Annotated in this window: 15 protein-coding genes; 8 read left to right on the top strand and 7 right to left on the bottom strand. The window is 62.9% G+C overall.

Annotated features, from left to right (window positions below; all coding sequences use genetic code 11):
• Positions 1-182 precede the first annotated feature (182 nt).
• Complete coding sequence (locus GA0004734_RS13170; protein WP_245292416.1) at positions 183-1,826, top strand: DegQ family serine endoprotease; 1,644 nt, start codon at positions 183-185, stop codon at positions 1,824-1,826.
• Between the two features lie 48 nt (positions 1,827-1,874).
• Here the strand turns inward: GA0004734_RS13170 and GA0004734_RS13165 are convergent, their stop codons facing one another.
• Positions 1,875-2,420, bottom strand: coding sequence for a GNAT family N-acetyltransferase (locus GA0004734_RS13165; protein WP_092934337.1), 546 nt, complete (start codon positions 2,418-2,420; stop codon positions 1,875-1,877).
• Positions 2,417-3,319, bottom strand: coding sequence for a phosphoserine phosphatase SerB (serB, locus tag GA0004734_RS13160; protein WP_092934335.1), 903 nt, complete (start codon positions 3,317-3,319; stop codon positions 2,417-2,419). Before serB ends, GA0004734_RS13165 begins: the two co-directional genes overlap by 4 nt.
• A 1-nt stretch (position 3,320) precedes the next feature.
• On the opposite strand from serB, the gene miaA reads away from it, so the two are divergent.
• Positions 3,321-4,214 carry a tRNA (adenosine(37)-N6)-dimethylallyltransferase MiaA gene (gene miaA / locus GA0004734_RS13155; protein WP_175386491.1) on the top strand — a complete coding sequence of 298 codons (894 nt, stop codon included), beginning with the start codon at positions 3,321-3,323 and terminating at the stop codon, positions 4,212-4,214.
• Positions 4,215-4,238: 24 nt separating this feature from the next.
• Here miaA and GA0004734_RS13150 read toward each other — a convergent pair whose 3' ends face one another.
• On the bottom strand, positions 4,239-6,287 hold the full coding sequence (locus tag GA0004734_RS13150; RefSeq protein ID WP_092934331.1) for an ATP-binding protein: 2,049 nt from the start codon (positions 6,285-6,287) through the stop codon (positions 4,239-4,241).
• Positions 6,288-6,620: 333 nt separating this feature from the next.
• Between GA0004734_RS13150 and GA0004734_RS13145 the strand changes: the two genes are divergently transcribed.
• The 4 genes from GA0004734_RS13145 to ilvN all read left to right on the top strand — a co-directional run bounded on the left by GA0004734_RS13145 (position 6,621) and on the right by ilvN (position 9,787).
• Positions 6,621-8,426: an acetolactate synthase 3 large subunit gene (locus tag GA0004734_RS13145; RefSeq protein WP_175386353.1), complete on the top strand. Its 1,806-nt coding sequence runs from the start codon at positions 6,621-6,623 to the stop codon at positions 8,424-8,426.
• A gap of 85 nt (positions 8,427-8,511) precedes the next feature.
• On the top strand, positions 8,512-8,808 hold the full coding sequence (locus GA0004734_RS13140; protein ID WP_175386351.1) for an AbrB/MazE/SpoVT family DNA-binding domain-containing protein: 297 nt from the start codon (positions 8,512-8,514) through the stop codon (positions 8,806-8,808).
• Complete coding sequence (locus GA0004734_RS13135) at positions 8,789-9,196, top strand: type II toxin-antitoxin system VapC family toxin (RefSeq protein WP_175386349.1); 408 nt, start codon at positions 8,789-8,791, stop codon at positions 9,194-9,196. Before GA0004734_RS13140 ends, GA0004734_RS13135 begins: the two co-directional genes overlap by 20 nt.
• 18 nt (positions 9,197-9,214) lie before the next feature.
• Positions 9,215-9,787, top strand: coding sequence for an acetolactate synthase small subunit (gene ilvN, locus GA0004734_RS13130; protein WP_092934325.1), 573 nt, complete (start codon positions 9,215-9,217; stop codon positions 9,785-9,787).
• 116 nt (positions 9,788-9,903) lie between these two features.
• On the opposite strand, the gene GA0004734_RS13125 is transcribed toward ilvN, so the two are convergent.
• Together GA0004734_RS13125 and GA0004734_RS13120 are read right to left on the bottom strand one after the other, a co-directional pair.
• A complete protein-coding gene (locus GA0004734_RS13125) occupies positions 9,904-10,746 on the bottom strand; it encodes an aldo/keto reductase (protein ID WP_092934323.1) in 843 nt (280 codons plus the stop codon).
• Positions 10,747-10,809: 63 nt separating this feature from the next.
• Positions 10,810-11,904: an AbrB family transcriptional regulator gene (locus tag GA0004734_RS13120; RefSeq protein WP_092934321.1), complete on the bottom strand. Its 1,095-nt coding sequence runs from the start codon at positions 11,902-11,904 to the stop codon at positions 10,810-10,812.
• A 333-nt stretch (positions 11,905-12,237) separates the two neighbouring features.
• On the opposite strand from GA0004734_RS13120, the gene GA0004734_RS13115 reads away from it, so the two are divergent.
• Positions 12,238-13,365, top strand: a complete 1,128-nt coding sequence (locus GA0004734_RS13115) for an ATP-dependent DNA helicase (protein ID WP_092934319.1) — start codon at positions 12,238-12,240, stop codon at positions 13,363-13,365.
• 43 nt (positions 13,366-13,408) lie between these two features.
• Here the strand turns inward: GA0004734_RS13115 and GA0004734_RS13110 are convergent, their stop codons facing one another.
• A complete protein-coding gene (locus tag GA0004734_RS13110; RefSeq protein ID WP_092934317.1) occupies positions 13,409-14,668 on the bottom strand; it encodes a hypothetical protein in 1,260 nt (419 codons plus the stop codon).
• A gap of 572 nt (positions 14,669-15,240) precedes the next feature.
• Between GA0004734_RS13110 and GA0004734_RS13105 the strand changes: the two genes are divergently transcribed.
• Entirely contained in the window at positions 15,241-15,996 is a 756-nt protein-coding gene (locus tag GA0004734_RS13105; protein WP_092934315.1) for a pyridoxine 5'-phosphate synthase, read from the top strand.
• Between the two features lie 21 nt (positions 15,997-16,017).
• Here the strand turns inward: GA0004734_RS13105 and GA0004734_RS13100 are convergent, their stop codons facing one another.
• A complete protein-coding gene (locus tag GA0004734_RS13100; RefSeq protein ID WP_092934313.1) occupies positions 16,018-16,902 on the bottom strand; it encodes an SDR family oxidoreductase in 885 nt (294 codons plus the stop codon).
• Between the last annotated feature and the right edge of the window lie 93 nt (positions 16,903-16,995).

Raw genomic sequence — 16,995 nt, 5'->3', positions numbered from 1 at the left:
ACTGGACGGGTCGGGCGTGCGCCTTATCTTCGCTTCCATGGGCGTGCAGGAATTCGGACTGTCTGCCTTGCCTCTATCTGCTCCCGCACCGTGGGTCTGTCTCGCCCGAGGCTTTTCCTTCCGCCGTGCTGCCGGTAAGGTACCGGCGAACCGACGGCCTATTTTTCCGAAACGAGGACTTCATGGGATCACACCGCTCCAGCTTCACCCGGACGGCGGCGCTTGCCCTGTCGACGGCTCTCGTTTTCGCAGGTCCTTTCGAGGCAGCGGCGCAGGTCGCCAAGCCGATCGCGCCGCCAGCGGCGACCGGGCCGCTCCCGGTTCCGCCGCAGCCGTCGCCCTCCATCGCCCCGTCGGGACGCGCCGCCCAGGGTCCGGATTCGGTGGCCGATCTTGCTGCCGGGCTTCTGGATGCCGTCGTCAACATTTCCACCTCGCAGAACGTGAAGACGGACGACGACGCACCGATGCCGAAGGTGCCACAGGGCTCGCCCTTCCAGGATTTCTTCGATGAATTCTTCAAGGGCCAGGATGGGCAGGGTGCGCCCGGCCGCAAGGTCGAATCGCTCGGCTCCGGCTTCGTCATCGACCCCACCGGCTACATCGTCACCAACAACCACGTCATCGAGGGTGCTGACGATATCGAGGTCAATTTCGCTAACGGTTCGAAGCTGAAGGCGAAGCTGATCGGAACGGATACCAAGACCGACCTTGCGGTGCTGAAGGTCGAGCCGAAGAAGCCTTTGACGGCGGTGCCGCTCGGCGACAGCCGCACGATGCGGATCGGCGACTGGGTGATGGCGATCGGCAATCCGTTCGGTCTCGGCGGTACGGTCACCGTCGGCATCATTTCAGCCCGCGGGCGCAACATCAACGCCGGTCCCTACGACAATTTCATCCAGACGGATGCTGCCATCAACCGCGGCAATTCGGGCGGGCCTCTCTTCAACATGAAGGGCGAGGTGATCGGCATCAACACGGCGATTATCTCGCCCTCCGGAGGCTCGATCGGCATCGGCTTCTCCGTGCCGACGGAGCTTGCGTCCAACGTCATTACCCAGCTGAAGGATTTCGGCGAGACCCGGCGTGGCTGGCTCGGTGTCCGCATCCAGCCGGTCACCGACGATATCGCCGAGAGCCTCGGCATGGACACGCCGCGCGGCGCACTGGTCGCCGGCATCATCGAGGGCGGCCCGATTTCGAAGGGTGAGATCAAATCCGGCGACGTCATCACAAAATTCGACGGTCGGGACGTTGCGGAGATGCGCGATCTGCCGCGGGTGGTGGCAGAAAGCCCGGTCGGCAAGGCCGTGGACGTCATCGTTATCCGGGATGGCAAGGAGATGACCGTGCAGGTCACGCTCGGCCGGCTGGAAGATGCCGACGTTGCGAGCGCCGAGGCGTCTACAGATGAGGCGCCGGGGTCCGCGGACGACGCGCCGGCAACCAAGGGCGAGGGAGAGGGCGGTGCGGGCAGCCAGGAAGGCACCGACCAGGCGGAGCCACCGGCTGCCGATCTGCCGAAGTCTGACGAGGTGCTCGGCATGAAGCTAGCCTTGCTGGAGGCCCCGAACCGCCGGAGCTTCGGCATCGGAGACGATGTCGAAGGTGTCGTCATCACCGAGGTTGCCCAAAGCTCGGCCGCCGCCGAGCGGCGGATTACGGCGGGCGATGTGATCGTGGAGATCGGTCAGGAAGCCATGAAGACACCCGAGGACGTGACCGCACGGATCGAGGAACTGAAGGCCGATGGACGCCGCAACGCCTTGCTGATGATCTCCAACAAGACAGGCGAGCTTCGCTTCGTCACGGTGCGCATCGAATAGCCACGAGATCGCGTCGGAAACGATGGGCCTCCGATGGGAGGCCCACGATCACTCCGGGCGCTTCATTCGATAGAGTACGTGGCGTTTCAGGTGCGGATGCGTGTCCGGCACACGCGGGTGGTCGAAGTCCCCATCGATAGCGCGGATAAGGCCGATGCGCCGCATCACCGCGATCGAGCGATGGTTGTCAGTGACCGCGAAGGAAACGATCTCGTCTACGCCGCGCATCTCGAACCCGAAGGCAAGCAGGGCGCTTGCCGCCTCCGTCACATAGCCTTTCGACCAGTGGCGCCGCGCCAGGCGCCAGCCGATCTCGACGGTGCCGACCGGCAGGATCGGCGCGAGATCCGGAATGGCGAGACCGCAGAAGCCGATAGGCTCATCCGTCTCCTTCAGGGCCAGCGCGAAGAAGCCATAGCCTGCTTCTGCGATCGCCTGCCGGTTCCGCTCGAACAGGGCGTCGGCATCCGCGCGATCCCGGCGGAACGGGAAGAACGTCATGACCTCGGGATCGTTGTTGATCTCGAAGAAGAGATCGCGATCCGAGTCCTGCCAGTTGCGGATGCGAAGGCGTTCTGTTTCTGTAATGATCATGCGCGACCGGTGGGGGTAATGAAATCCGTTTTGCGGTAGCCCTGGATGTAGAGGAGCGCGGTGAGGTCGCCATGGTCGATGCGGATCTTCGCTTCGGCAGAGACTGTCGGTTTCGCGTGCAGGGCGACGCCCGAGCCGGCAAGTTTGATCATGCCGAGATCGTTGGCGCCATCGCCCACCGCCATCGCATCTTCCGGCGTGATGCCGAGCCGTTCCGTGATCTCGATCAGCGCATCGACCTTCGCCTGCCGGCCGAGGATCGGCTCCTCCACGGTCCCGTCGAGAATGCCGTTCTCGACCACCAGCCGGTTGGCGCGGTTCTCGTCAAAGCCGATTTGGCTGCCGATGGGGCCTGTGAAGACGGTAAAGCCGCCGGAGACGAGGGCGGTATAGGCGCCCTTCGCTTTCATGGTTGCGACCAGCTCGATTCCGCCGGGCGTCAGCGTGATGTGCTTGGCGATCACATCATCCACGACGCTGATCGGCAGGCCCTTCAGCAGGCCGACGCGTTCGATCAAGGCCGGTTCGAAGGCGATCTCGCCGTTCATGGCCCGCGCGGTGATGGTCGCGACCTGTTCCTTCAAGCCGACTTCGGCTGCGAGTTCGTCGATGCACTCCTGCCCGATCATGGTCGAATCCATGTCGGCGATCAGCAGGCGCTTGCGCCGCATTTCCGCATCCTGCACGATGACGTCGATCGGCTGTCCGGCAACGGCATCGCGCAATTGCCGCTCGGCCTCGGCCGGGTCGGTGCCGTCGCGCAGGGCGATATCGCAGGCGACTCCGTCGGCAAGCCAGTAGAGACCGGACGCCTGAACGGCCGCTGCGGCCTTTTCACCGAGAGCCGCGCTCAGCACCGGATTTGACGGATTGGCGACAAGCGTGGCAACGAGAGCCATGATGAAAAACCTTGAAAGAGGACAGGACACGATCCTGATAACGGGACCGACTGCCAGCGGCAAGTCCGCGCTGGCCGTTCGGCTGGCGCAGGCGCATGGCGGCGTGGTCGTCAATGCCGACAGCATGCAGGTCTATGATACGCTCCGCGTGCTGACGGCGCGGCCCTCGGAGGTCGACATGGACGGGGTGCCGCACAGGCTCTACGGGCATGTGCCGGCCGGACAAGTCTATTCCACCGGCGAATGGCTGCGAGAGGCGACCGTGCTTCTGGGCCAGCTTCACGCGCAGGGGCGTGTGCCCGTCATCGTTGGCGGCACCGGGCTCTATTTCAGGGCGCTGACGGGCGGGCTGTCGGAGATGCCGGATGTGCCGGACGAGATCCGGTCGCGGCTGCGAGCCCGCCTTCAGGCGGAAGGGCCTGGCCCGCTGCATGCTCGGCTTGCCGAACGCGATCCCGAAACGGCGGCCGTGCTGAAGCCCGGGGACGGGCAGCGCATCGTCCGGGCTCTCGAAATCTTCGAGGCGAGCGGCCGGTCAATCCGCGGTTTTCAAGCCACGCGCGGCGCGATGGTGGTCGATCCGGACAGGGCGTTGAAGATGGTCGTGCTGCCGGAGCGGGACGAACTTCGGCGACGGATCAACCGACGCTTCGAGACGATGCTGGATCAGGGCGCAATCGACGAGGTCGCGTGTCTGCTGGCGAAACACCTGTCACCCGATCTGACGGCCATGAAGGCGATCGGCGTGCCGCAGATCGCGGCAATGCTGCGCGGAGAAATGGACCGGCGCGGCGTCATCGAGACCGCGTCGGCCGCGACGCGGCAATATGCCAAGCGGCAGATGACGTGGTTTCGCAATCAGCTGGACGAGAGCTGGGAGCGGGTGGTGCCTTGACCAAGCCGTTTCATCGGTGTCGGCCTATTTGCGGATCATGCTGCCGAGCGGCTTCCTGAGCAGGGTTTCGCGAAGGGACGGTGCCCGCGTGGGCGCTGACAGGTCGTCCAGCGCCTGGGGAACCGGCACATCCGGTGGGCGACGATCGGTTTCGCCGCCGAGGATCTGTCGGCGATAGGCATTGAAGCGGTCGGCCTGCGGATTGGAGAGGGGGTCGGGGTGCTGCGGCTCGACGCGCGGCAGCATGTCCGGGCGATAGCTTTCGAGCCTTTCCGAACTTGCCGGTGTTTCCGCTCGGTTCTGGCTTTCTTGCCGCTCGGGTGCACGAGGCGGGAGCGGCGGTGGCTCGATGCTGTCGCTGAAGGAGAGGCTGCCGGCTCCCGAAGGGCTCACCGCGTATGGCGTCGTCTCGCCGCCGGAGCTTGCGCGCATCCGCGCGACGATCGTGCGCAGGTCCACATTGGCAGGCGTGTCGTCGTCGGCCTTTATCAGCCCGCCGGCCGCCTTCGGCAGGCGGCTCTCCGGTATCCGCTCGAATCGCATGCGCATCGGCACGGAAACGGCCTCACCGAAGGCGATAGCCTCGCCGTTTCCGATCGAGGACAGAAAGCTCATGGTCGAGACGGAGGAATCCGGAATGGCCGAGCGGATGATGTCCTGGTCGCGATCGTTCGACAGGCGCATGGCAAAGACCGTCGAGCACTGCGAGAGGATCGTCGGATCGAGTTCGCCGGGGCGCTGTGTGATCATGCCGAGAGAAACGCCGTATTTTCGGCCTTCTTTGGCGATGCGGGCGATGGCCTGGCGCGTTGGCAGGAAGCCGAGCGACTGGTCGGACGGGACGTAGCGGTGCGCCTCCTCACAGACGACGAGCATGTGGACGCCGCCATTGCTCCACAGACCGATTTCGAACGCCATGCGGCAGAGCACCGACGCGACCGAATTGACGACTTCCGAGGGGATACCCGCTAGCTGGAACGTGGTGATGGGGCGACCATCGCCGGGGATGCGAAAGATCTTGGCGATGGTCTCCAGGATGGTGTCGTTGATCGTGTTGGAGGAGAACATGAAGGTGTAGCGCGGGTCGTTGACCGCCGCCATGATGCGGACTTTCAGCGAGCGGAGCGCCGGCTTTTCGGTGCGCCCTTCCAGACGGCCGATGCGCTCGTCGATCAGCGCCATCAGGTCGGCGATGCGATAGGGGACCGGCGTATCCGCCGTCAGAGAGCTCTTCTCCGTCTGCCGCCGCATCAGGCCGCCATCGCCCTTGAAACCCTTCTTGGCGTCAGGAATGAGATCGCGGAGGATGTCGAGTTCCTCGGCAATGGCAGGGCGTCCCCGGAAGACGACTTCCGCGAATTCCTCAAGCCGCATCAGCCAGAATGGCAGGTCCAGCGTGTCGGTGTCGATGACGACGGCATGGTCGGGGAAGGCGGCTGCGAACTCGTTGTGCGGGTCGAGGATGAGAATGCGCAGCTTGGGATCGGCCTCGATCGCCTTGCGCAGGAGCAGCGTCACGGCTGTGGATTTGCCGACGCCGGTGGTGCCGACGACGGCGAAATGCTTCGAGAGCATGGAGGGAATGTGGATCGCCGCATCCAGGCTTTCGTCCTGCGTCAGCTTGCCGATGGAAAAGCTGCCGCCGCGGCCGGTATCGTAGATGCGGGCGAGGTCGGCCGTGCGGATGCGGTGCGCGATGGCGCCGAGATAGGGATACTGGCTGATGCCGGCGGAAAAGGCTTCTCGCCCGTCGATATCGACACGGACCTCGCCCACGAGTTCCACGTCGATCCGAAAGATATTGTCCTGCTGCTCCGCCCAGTTGTCGTCGCTCGTGCGCATGGAGGAGACGAGGGCGACGACGCGATTGACGCCGACGGTGATGGAGACCAGCCGCCCGACGGACCAGAGTTCCGTGAGGGACGTCTCACCGTTTTCCGCAAGGGCTGCAATAGTCGCATGGGAGCCATTGCAGGCGATGACGCGACCGAGGAAACGATTGCCCCGTGCGACCGTGTCGCGCCTGTCCGCCTCCGCTGTGCGGCCCTCGGCCTGAAGTTCGTTGTTTACCACGTCGTAACCCCGCTTACGTGGCGAAATGTAAACGAGGGACTTTAAGAATATGTTTCTCTTTGGCTATTTTCGATTTCGCGGAAGACTGTAGGGCGCCGGGACGCCTTCATATCCCAAGCGGCTCCCGCCCGGCAAAGGTGTAAAAAGCGTTGACGGCACGGCCGAATGCCGGTATCAGTGCGCCCCATGAACATTCAAGCAATCATTCTTGTGGTGGGATCGCGCATGGGCAGGATGGTGTAACCATCCGGCGACAGCCACCCATGCGCAAACCAAGGCTCCTGACGGGGCCTTTTTTTATGCCTTCGAACAAGCAGAGCACAGGATCGAGACATGTCGGGCGGAGATAGCGAAATGGATGCAGCGAGCAGGGATAACAGAATGACGGGCGCGGAAATCGTTCTGCGCGCACTCAAGGACAATGGCGTCGAGGTCATCTTCGGCTATCCCGGCGGTGCCGTTCTCCCGATCTATGACGAGATCCACCAGCAGGAAGACATCAAGCACATCCTCGTCCGTCACGAGCAGGGCGCCGGCCATATGGCCGAAGGATATGCCCGCTCTACCGGCAAGGTCGGCGTCATGCTCGTCACCTCCGGCCCCGGCGCCACGAATGCGGTAACCCCGCTGCAGGACGCGCTGATGGATTCGATCCCGCTCGTCTGCCTCTCGGGTCAAGTCCCAAGCTCGCTGATCGGCTCGGACGCTTTCCAGGAGTGCGACACCGTCGGTATCACCCGGCCCTGCACCAAGCACAACTGGCTGGTCAAGGACGTCAACGAGCTGGCAGCCACGATTCACGAGGCGTTCCGCATTGCGCGGTCCGGTCGTCCCGGCCCGGTTCTGGTCGATATCCCCAAGGATATCCAGTTTGCTACGGGCACCTATACGCCGCCTTCCGCCGTTCCGATCCAGACCAGCTACCAGCCGAAGGTGGAGGGCGATATTCGCCGGATCGAGGAAGCCGTTGCGCTGATGAAGACGGCGCGCCGTCCGGTCATCTATTCCGGCGGTGGCGTCATCAACTCGGGCGACGAGGCAACGCGGCTGTTGCGCGAACTGGTTTCGCTGACGAATTTCCCGATCACTTCGACCCTGATGGGGCTCGGCTGCTACCCGGCTTCCGGCACCAACTGGCTCGGCATGCTGGGCATGCACGGCACCTACGAGGCCAATATGGCCATGCACGATGCCGATGTCATGATCTGCATCGGAGCGCGTTTCGATGACCGGATCACCGGCCGGCTGAACGCCTTCTCGCCGAATTCCAAGAAGATCCATATCGATATCGATCCGTCCTCGATCAACAAGATCGTTCGCGTCGATGTTCCGATCGCCGGCGATGTCGGCCGGGTTCTGGAGGAGATGGTTCGCCTGTGGCATGCCGGGTCGGCTGATGTCGACAAAGCGCGGCTCAAGGACTGGTGGGGCGACATCGCGCGCTGGCGCGGCCGCAAGTCGCTGTCCTACAAGCCGAGCGACGACGTCATCATGCCGCAATACGCTATTCAGCGTCTGCATGCGCTGACGAAGGATCGCGACACCTACATCACCACCGAAGTCGGCCAGCACCAGATGTGGGCGGCACAGTTCTATGGCTTCGAAGCGCCGAACCGCTGGATGACGTCGGGCGGCCTCGGTACGATGGGTTATGGTTTCCCGGCCGCCATCGGCGTTCAGGTCGCGCATCCCGACAGCCTCGTCATCGATATCGCGGGCGATGCGTCGATCCAGATGTGCATTCAGGAAATGTCCTGCGCGGTCCAGTATGGGCTGCCGGTCAAGATCTTCATCCTCAACAACCAGTATATGGGCATGGTGCGCCAGTGGCAGCAGCTGCTGCACGGCAATCGGCTCTCGAATTCCTACACGGAGGCCATGCCGGACTTCGTCAAGCTGGCGGAAGCCTATGGTGGCGTCGGCATTCGCTGCGAAAAGCCGGGTGAACTGGACGATGCGATCCTGCGCATGATCGACAGCCCCGCGCCCGTCATCTTCGACTGCCGTGTCGCAAATCTTGCCAACTGCTTCCCGATGATCCCTTCGGGTAAGGCACATAACGAAATGCTGCTGCCGGACGAAGCCACGGACGAAGCGGTTGCGACAGCGATCGACGCCAAGGGCCGCCAGCTCGTTTGATTGGATGGGCGGGACGCGGTAGATTGGGCGCGTCCCGTTTCGGAGAGGTGAGGCTATGGCGAGAGCAAGGATGTCGGAGACCGGAATGGTGGAACTACCGCGGGCACTCCGCGACGCTGTGGGGCTCTTTCCGGGATCCGAAGTGGAGATCACGGAGAGTTCGGGCAGGTTGATCGTGGAGCCTGTGCCTGCGGTTTCGCCGGAAACGATGAACAAGCGGAAAATGGCCATGGAGGCCCTTTTGGCAAAGCGGATCAGGTACGAAGGTCCGCCGATTACCGACGAAATGATTGATAAAGCCATTCTTGATGAGGCAAAACGGCGGTGGGACGGGGTTCAGCGACGGTGGGGCAAAGACGTCGATGAAAACGCTGTCGATTGATACCAATGTTCTTGTCCGGCTGCTGGTCCTTGATGACACCGAGCAGAACGAGATCGTTGAGCGCCTTTTCAAGACCTCTCGGTTTTCTGTCCTGTGGACAGTGTTATTGGAAGCAGAGTGGGTGCTGCGAAAAGTCTTCAAGATAGATTCACTGCGGATCAACGACGTATTCAGATCCATGCTGATCGAAGAGGTGGTCCAAATCGAGCGTCCAGACGCGCTGGCGAGAGTTCTCGATCTTCACTCCTATGGCATGGATTTCGCTGATGCGGTGCATCTCTGCCTGACGGATGAAACCATGCCCTTCGTCACCTTCGACCGCGATCTCGTGCGCCTTGCAAAGAAGCTTATACCCGATGCCAGCGTCGAACTGGCAGATACACTCTAGAGGAAACGGAACCAGACCATGAACGCCCATCTGCAGCCGACCGGCTCAGCCTATTTCATCGCCAAGGAAACCGAGATCGCGGAGAAGCATACGCTGTCCGTTCTGGTGGCCAACGAGCCGGGTGTTCTGGCGCGGGTGATCGGGCTGTTTTCCGGGCGCGGCTACAATATCGAAAGCCTCACCGTGTCGGAGACCGAACATGAGGCGCACCTGTCGCGCATCACGATCGTCACACGCGGCACGCCGCATGTGCTGGAGCAGATCAAGTCGCAGCTTGAGCGGCTGGTGCCGGTTCATCGCGTCGTGGATCTGACGGTGCGTGCCGGCTCGCTTGGGCATGACCGGCCGATCGAGCGGGAGGTTGCGCTGGTCAAGGTCAAGGGAACGGGTGAAAACCGGGCGGAAACGTTGCGGCTCGCCGATGCGTTTCAGGCGAAGGTGGTGGATGCGACGGTGGAGCATTTCATTCTGGAGATCACCGGCAAGTCGTCGAAGATCGACCAGTTCGTTGCCGTCATGAAGCCGCTCGGACTTCTGGAAGTCTGCCGCACCGGCATCGCCGCGATGAACCGCGGTGCGCAGGGCATGTAATTAAGTTTGGTATTTCAGGTGCTTGAGGCGGGTTTTGCGAATACAGAATCCGGCGCCTCACGTAGCGATTCAAGAACAAGGGCCGCGTCTTCGTGAGGAGGCGCGGCCCTTGTCGTTCAGATCATTTCGAGGGACCGTTTTCGCGATGGAGGTGGGAAGGCAGCATCCAGTGTTGCCATATCCTCGTCCGTCAACCGAATGTCCAGGGCAGCGAGATTGTCGCGGATGCGGTCGGGGCGACCCGTCTTCGGTATGGCGATGATATCCGGTGTTGCGAGCACGAAAGCGAGCGCGATCTGGGCGACCGTCGCGCCATGCGCGGCAGCAACGCGCTTCAAGGTGGGGTTGCCGAGGAGACGTCCCTCATCCAGTGGCGAATAGGCCATGATCGGCACACGCCGCTCTGCGCACCAGGGCACGAGATCGAAGGCGATGCCGCGGCGCGACAGGTTATAGAGAACCTGATTGGTCGCCATCCTGCCCGGCGCCAGTTCCTCGACCTCTTCCATATCATCGACATCGAAGTTGGAGACGCCCCAGGCACGGATCTTGCCGTCCTGCTGCAGACGCTCGAATGCCTCCACCGTTTCGGACAGGGGAACGCCGCCGCGCCAGTGCAGGAGGTAGAGATCGATATGGTCGGTGCCGAGCCGCTTCAGGCTGTCCTCGCAGGCGCGCAACGTCTTTGCTCGCGCGGCGTTCGACGGCAGGACCTTGCTGACGATGAAGGCGTCGTCGCGACGGCCCGCAATGGCTTCGCCCACCACCTGTTCCGCACCGCCATCGGCATACATTTCCGCGGTGTCGATCAGCGTCAGGCCGAGATCAAGCCCCAGTCTGAGGCTCGACACTTCGTCCGTGCGAGAGGCCGGACTTTCGCCCATGTGCCAGGTGCCTTGACCGAGAACGGGAACGGACAGACCGTTCGGGAAGGTGGTGCTGGGCAAAGTCGTGGTCATCGGGCGCATCCTCTCTGTGTCTTCAGAGGGATATAGGCGCATGCCGGTCGGACGGAAGAGGCCTCAGCCGAGGGGCGGCCGGGCACCGGCGCGCTTGGCGACGAAGCGAGCGAGCGGTGGACCCATGGCCATGACGAGGAGCAGCCGCGCCGTCTGCAAGGCCATGACGAAAGAAATGTCGACATTGCTGGATGCCGCGATGATGGCGATCGAGTCCATGCCGCCTGGACTGGTCGCGAGATAGGCGGTCAGCGGATCGATGCCTGCTGTCTGCGTCAGGATGAAGGCGAGGATGCCCGAAATGCCCATCAGCACGAGGATGGAAGCGACGGTCGGCAGGAGGACGCGGCGGGCATGGGCGATGACGGGCCGCGTGAAGCCGAGGCCGATATTCCAGCCGAGCGCGGCATAGCTGATGGCGAGCAGCCATTCGGGCAGGTGGATGTGAACGCTGCCGGTGACGCTGAGCAGTCCGCCGATGAGGAAGGGCATCAGGAGAACGCCGGCGGGGATACGCAGGTACCAGCCGAGAAGCCCCCCGAAGACAGCAACGGCGAGCGTCTGTGCCAGCGAGAGGGCGGCGACCGGTTCGAACCAGACGATCGCGGTGGTACCGCCTTCAATCCCTGCCCAGTAGCGGGCGACGAGCGCGGCCGCGGCGGCGACGAAGACCACGCGCAGATATTGCATGAAGGCGACCAGCCGCACATCGGCGCCATAGGCCTCGGCCATGACCATCATCGTGGTGGCCGCGCCCGCCGAACAGCCCCAGATGGCGGTGGTGCCCGGCAGCACGTTGAGCCGGGTGATCATGTAGCCGCTGAGCGTGCTCATGGTGATGACGCAGACGACGATGCCGAGAAAGAGGGGCCAGTTCCCTAGGAAGGTACCGACGATGTCGCCGGTGATGGAGCCCGCGATCATGGTGCCGATGAGCGTTTGGCAGGCGAGTACGAGCACGCGGTTGAGACGAATGGTGCCGCTGTTCAGCCCGACGATGCCGCCGGCAACCATCGGCCCCATCAGGAGCGCTGCCGGGATGCCGAGCGCTTCGATGCCGCCGGCAATCGCGAGGGAGAGAACCAGCAACAGCGACCATTGCGCGATGTGCGACCGCCGGCCGAGGCCGGTTTTCACGGGAGAGATGTGTAGTGTCATCAGGCGGGCCGATCTCAGGCAGGTCCAGCCGAGATGTGAAAGTCTCGGTGCAGGACATGCGGAAAAGCAATGGCCGGATATTCTCTGGTGAGCCGAGGTTCACCGGTAATGCTCGGGCCGGGATAGGGGGCATCCGGCGCGCGTCACGCACAGGTGCCTGTCGTCAGCGGGTTAAGGACCATGGGCCGCCGGAAGTCAAGGTTCGGGGGCGCAGAGACAGGCCCCGGATGCTCATCTGTTTTTGCTCTCGCTACTGGGCCGTGAGGCCTGTCCACGAGGGGAAAGCGCACGGCCGGGCTTGCGCTCCGGCGCCGAATCCTGCCACGTCGTCTCATGGAATTTGCACCCCAGCAGGATGAGGCGCTGAAGGCCGTCAGTCAGTGGCTGAAGGCCGGGCGCAAGCCGTTGTTCAGGCTGTTCGGCTATGCCGGAACCGGCAAGACGACGCTTGCGCGCCATTTTGCCGAACATGTCGATGGCGAGGTGCTGTTCGCAGCTTTCACCGGCAAGGCGGCGCAGGTGCTGCGCTCCAAGGGCGCCTCCAACGCAAAGACGATCCATTCGCTGATCTATCGGCCACGCGGCGAGGAGGAGGTTTCCGATGAGGAAACCGGCAAGACGTCGGTCTCGCCCATGTTCTCGATCAACCGCCAGAGCCCCGTCGCGAAAGCGGCGCTGATCGTCGTGGACGAATGCTCCATGGTCGATGAGGCGCTCGGCAAGGACCTGATGAGCTTCGGCACGCCGATCCTCGTTCTCGGCGATCCCGGGCAGCTGCCGCCGGTGACCGGCGGGGGATATTTTACCAATGACGAGCCGGATTACCTTCTGACCGACATCCACAGGCAGGCGCGCGACAACCCGATCATCAAGCTTGCCATGCAGGTGCGCGAAGGCAAGGAGATCATGTTCGGCGACTATGGCACGGCGAAAATCATTCCGAAGTCCGAGGTGACGCAGGATCTCGTGCTCAAGGCGGACCAGGTGCTGGTGGGCACCAACAAGACCCGGCGCCGCTACAATACGCGGCTGCGGGAGTTGAAGGGGTTCACGGCGGAATATCCGCAGTCCGGCGACAAGCTCGTCTGTCTGCGCAACGATCCGGCAAAGGGGCTGCTCAACGGGTCTCTCTGGCAGGTGATGACCTCGTCCAAGGAGACGGTGAAGCCGGGGATCAACCTGATGATCCGGCCGGAAGACGACGACATCGATCGGGGCGCGGCCAAGATCAAGCTGCTCAAGACCGCCTTCGAGGATGTCGAGGGGGAAATCCCCTGGTCGACCCGCAAGCGCTACGACGAGTTCGACTATGGCTATGCATTGACGGTACACAAGGCTCAGGGATCGCAGTGGAACGACGTCGTGCTGTTCGATGAAAGCTGGGCATTTCGCGACACGCGCGAGCGCTGGCTTTACACGGCAATCACGCGCGCTGCGGAAACGTTGACGATCGTACGCTGATCCGGACCACGGTCTCGTACATCCGGATCGAAACGCTCACCCGTCAGGGGTGAACGTTTCGTTTCAACTCGCTGGCGCTGATGATGAATTCGCGCTCGTTCTTGCGCCTGCCGAGCAGTTTCTCCTGGCAGAGGCGCGCCTGCTTCAGAGCATCCCGGCTTTTCTCGCGGCGATAGGTGTCCGTGATCAGCATGCACTGCATCAGCGGGCTCGATATCCCCTTGTCCACGGCGTAGTGGAAGAGGTCGCCGTTGGTCGCCAGCGTCTTCGCAGCGATTCCGAGACTTTCGAAAAGCAGGTCGAAATCGTTGGAGAGGTTTTCGTTGTCGATCCAGCTTTGCGAGACGATATCGCCGGTCGCATCGCTCGACACGGTGACACGCGTCTGACTGTCGGTCTCTGCGGGACTGATCGAGATCGTGAAGGCAAGGGGGCTTTTCGATGGTGGAGGTGACGCTGGTACGGGCGACTTTGAGACCGGGATGATGACCGTATAGTAGTCCATGGCGCCGCGGATCTGCCCGGCCAGCTGTGCCGCAAGGCTCGTTTGCTCGCCATCGGAGCGAACCGTAACGCGCGGCAGGTCGATATCGTTCGCCATCGTGGAGATCGAAAAGCGGGCCTGAACCTGCGGGCTGACGCCGAGCGCCGTCGAACTCAGAGGCACGAAAAGAAGGAGAGGGAGAAGAGAGATCATGGCGACGGGCGATGCCAGTGGAGCTGGAAGCCAACTCGGTTTCGCCCGCCGGGCGATCGACAAACGCGATCGCGCGCGAGCGCCGGCGGTTACCGGCGGTGCCTCGCTCACCGCGCTTTCAGCCGACACGTCAGCGGTCGCCACCTCTTTGACGATCTCGACCGGCTCCGCCTCTCGATGTGGCGTCTCGACGATCACTGCAGGGGTCATCACCTCCGCGCTCGTCTCTGGGGCTATTGCTTCCGGCACGTTCGTCATGGGCGGGCGGCGCAGGTAGATGGGTGCGTATCCGCCTTTGGGAATATCGATCTGCCAGGCGGCATCCTTCCCTTCGGCCTCGTAAAAGGCTGCCAGAAGCTTGCGCAGCTTGCCGGCGTGAACGCGGACGAGGGGATCGCTATCGGCGTTGAAGGCGTCCGGCCGGCGGAAAACGTCCACGGCAATGGTGTAGCCCTTCAACTGCATGGCCTGCCCGGCCAGGTCCTTCGTGACGACGTAGGAAAGGAACGCGCGCAGACGCTCGGATCGGGCGAAAGCGGTGCCGGACAGCACATCGGCAAGAGCCCTGCGAATTTCGGTATCGGTTGGTCTGTCCAACGGCTTCAAGACACTGTGCCTCCTTCCTTTGCAAACGGCCTGCCAGCTATCCCCGTCCCAGGGAGGCACCTGCGTCATTGCGATTCTCGACGCCCTCGATCCCTATCAAGCACGTCTTCATGCGGTATGACCAGTAAGACGCACGTTATCATACAAGCAAGATTCTTTCCCGTTTTTGCATGATGCAACCTTCACATGCCGGTATCGCCGAAAGCGCTCGTCATGGGCGAAAACCTGTCTTCGGGCACGACTCGACGTCCTCAAAGCACGTTCTGCGCGCCTATTGTTGTCTTCGCGTTCCTCCTAGCAAGGTCTGAACTGCGTGGCGTTTAAAAATGATGTTATTTACTTACTAATAATGGAGAAATAAACCGGCGACGCACCATAACGGGGCTTTGATCCGCATTTCCGTGCCGCATCCTGCCAGGAGCGTTCCGTGAGCCCTTGGTGGTCCCATGCTGATCGACCGAGGCTCGGCCGTTACCAGCTCTGGAACGGCGTCTCGCGGGATGGTAGAGGTGGCGTCGTCGCCCAGCGGCGTCGTCTGCCGTTCCGATTTACCCGGTTTCCATAGGTGTCACATGCCCGCCAAGCTTTCAGTCAACCTCAACGCGATCGCCATGCTGCGAAACCGGCGCGATCTTCCGTGGCCTTCGGTTGTGGGCATCGGCAAACGTGCGCTTGAGGCTGGCGCACATGGGCTGACCGTGCATCCGCGTCCCGACCAGCGTCACATTCGCTTTTCGGATCTCGGTCCGCTGCGCACGCTGATCGACGAGACGTTTCCGCAGGCAGAATTCAACATGGAAGGCTATCCGAATGCCGAGTTTCTGGGGCTGGTCGAGCGGCATCGCCCTGAGCAGGTGACCCTGGTTCCCGATGATCCGGCCCAGGCGACGTCGGATCACGGATGGGATTTCCGGGCAAACCACGCGCTGCTGACGGATGTGATCTCGCGCCTCAAGGATCTCGGGCTTCGCGTCTCCTTGTTTGCGGACGGTGATGGTAACCGTGAAGCGCTCGAGCTCGCACGAGCGACCGGGGCCGACCGGATCGAGTTGTATACCGGTCCTTACGGCGGCTGCTTCGGCGCGCCGGACCGGGCGGCGGCAATCGCTAAGGAACTGGGGCGCACGGCCGAGATCGCCCGCGAACTGGGCCTCGGGGTCAATGCCGGCCATGACCTGACGGTGGAAAACCTGCCGCTGCTCGTCGAGCACGTTCCCCATCTCGATGAGGTTTCGATAGGCCATGGCCTGACAGCCGATGCGCTCGAATACGGGATGACGGAAACGGTCCGCCGATTCCGTCGGGCCTGCGGCGAGCTTGTCGCCTGACCGCAGGCCCTTCCGGATCCATCAGCCGGCGAGTGCGGCCTTGTTTGCCTCAAGGAACGTCTTGAGCGGCGTCGATGGCCGGCCGGTCAGCGCTTCCACCGAGTCGGTGACGATCTCGATATGGCCAAGTCGTGTGTTCGCGTCGAAGGACACGAAGGTCGGGATGAGGAATCCGGGGAGGCCGGCGGCGGCCATGCCTTCGGCCAGCTGCTCATCGGTCAGGTTGACGATGGCGAGCGGCTTGCCCGTGATCTCGCTGACGAGCGCGGCGACCTCCGCATTGGTGTAGCCGACCGGGCCGGTGAGGGTGAGTGTGGTGTTGCCGGTCTCGTCGCCCAGAAGGGCTGCGGCGGTTGCCGCGGCCAGATCGGCCCGGGCGACATAGGATGTGCGGCCATCGCCTGCCGAGGTGTACCACGTGCCGGACTGGATCGCGCTCGGCAGCGACAGGAACAGGTTCTCCATGTACCAGCTGTTGCGAAGGATCGTGTAGGCGAGCCCCGACGCCTTGATGGCTTCTTCGGTGCCGAGGTGATCCGGCGCGAAAGTCACGGCCGATGTCTCGGCATTGGGCAGGGACGTGTAAAACAGGCGACCGACGCTTGCGCGCTTGGCGGCGGTAACGGCATTGCGGTGCTGGGTCAGGCGCTGACCGGGGACGGCGAGCGCATCGGTCGAGATGATCAGCGCCTTGTCGATGCCCTGGAAAGCAGCGTCGAGCGTGGCGGCGTCGTCGAAGTCGGCGGTGCGCAGCGTCACGCCCTTTTCGGCATAGGCCGCGAGCTTGCCCGTGTCGCGGCTGGCGGCGACGATGTCGGCTGGGGCGACCTTGCCCGAAGCGAGGAGGGCGTCGAGAACGAGACGGCCGAACTGGCCGGAGGCGCCGGTAACGAGGATCGTGGACATGGACTTCCTTCTCAAGAATGACGGCTGCCGCATTGCAGGCTGCGCCGATGAAAGATATGGTCTCAAAAAGAGACCTGCTCTTCATTCATGACT

Origin of the sequence: Rhizobium sp. 9140, assembly GCF_900067135.1 — a bacterium.
GTDB lineage: Bacteria > Pseudomonadota > Alphaproteobacteria > Rhizobiales > Rhizobiaceae > Ferranicluibacter.
The sequence above is the reverse complement of the archived record's forward strand: the minus strand, read 5'-3'. Positions and strand labels throughout refer to the sequence as shown.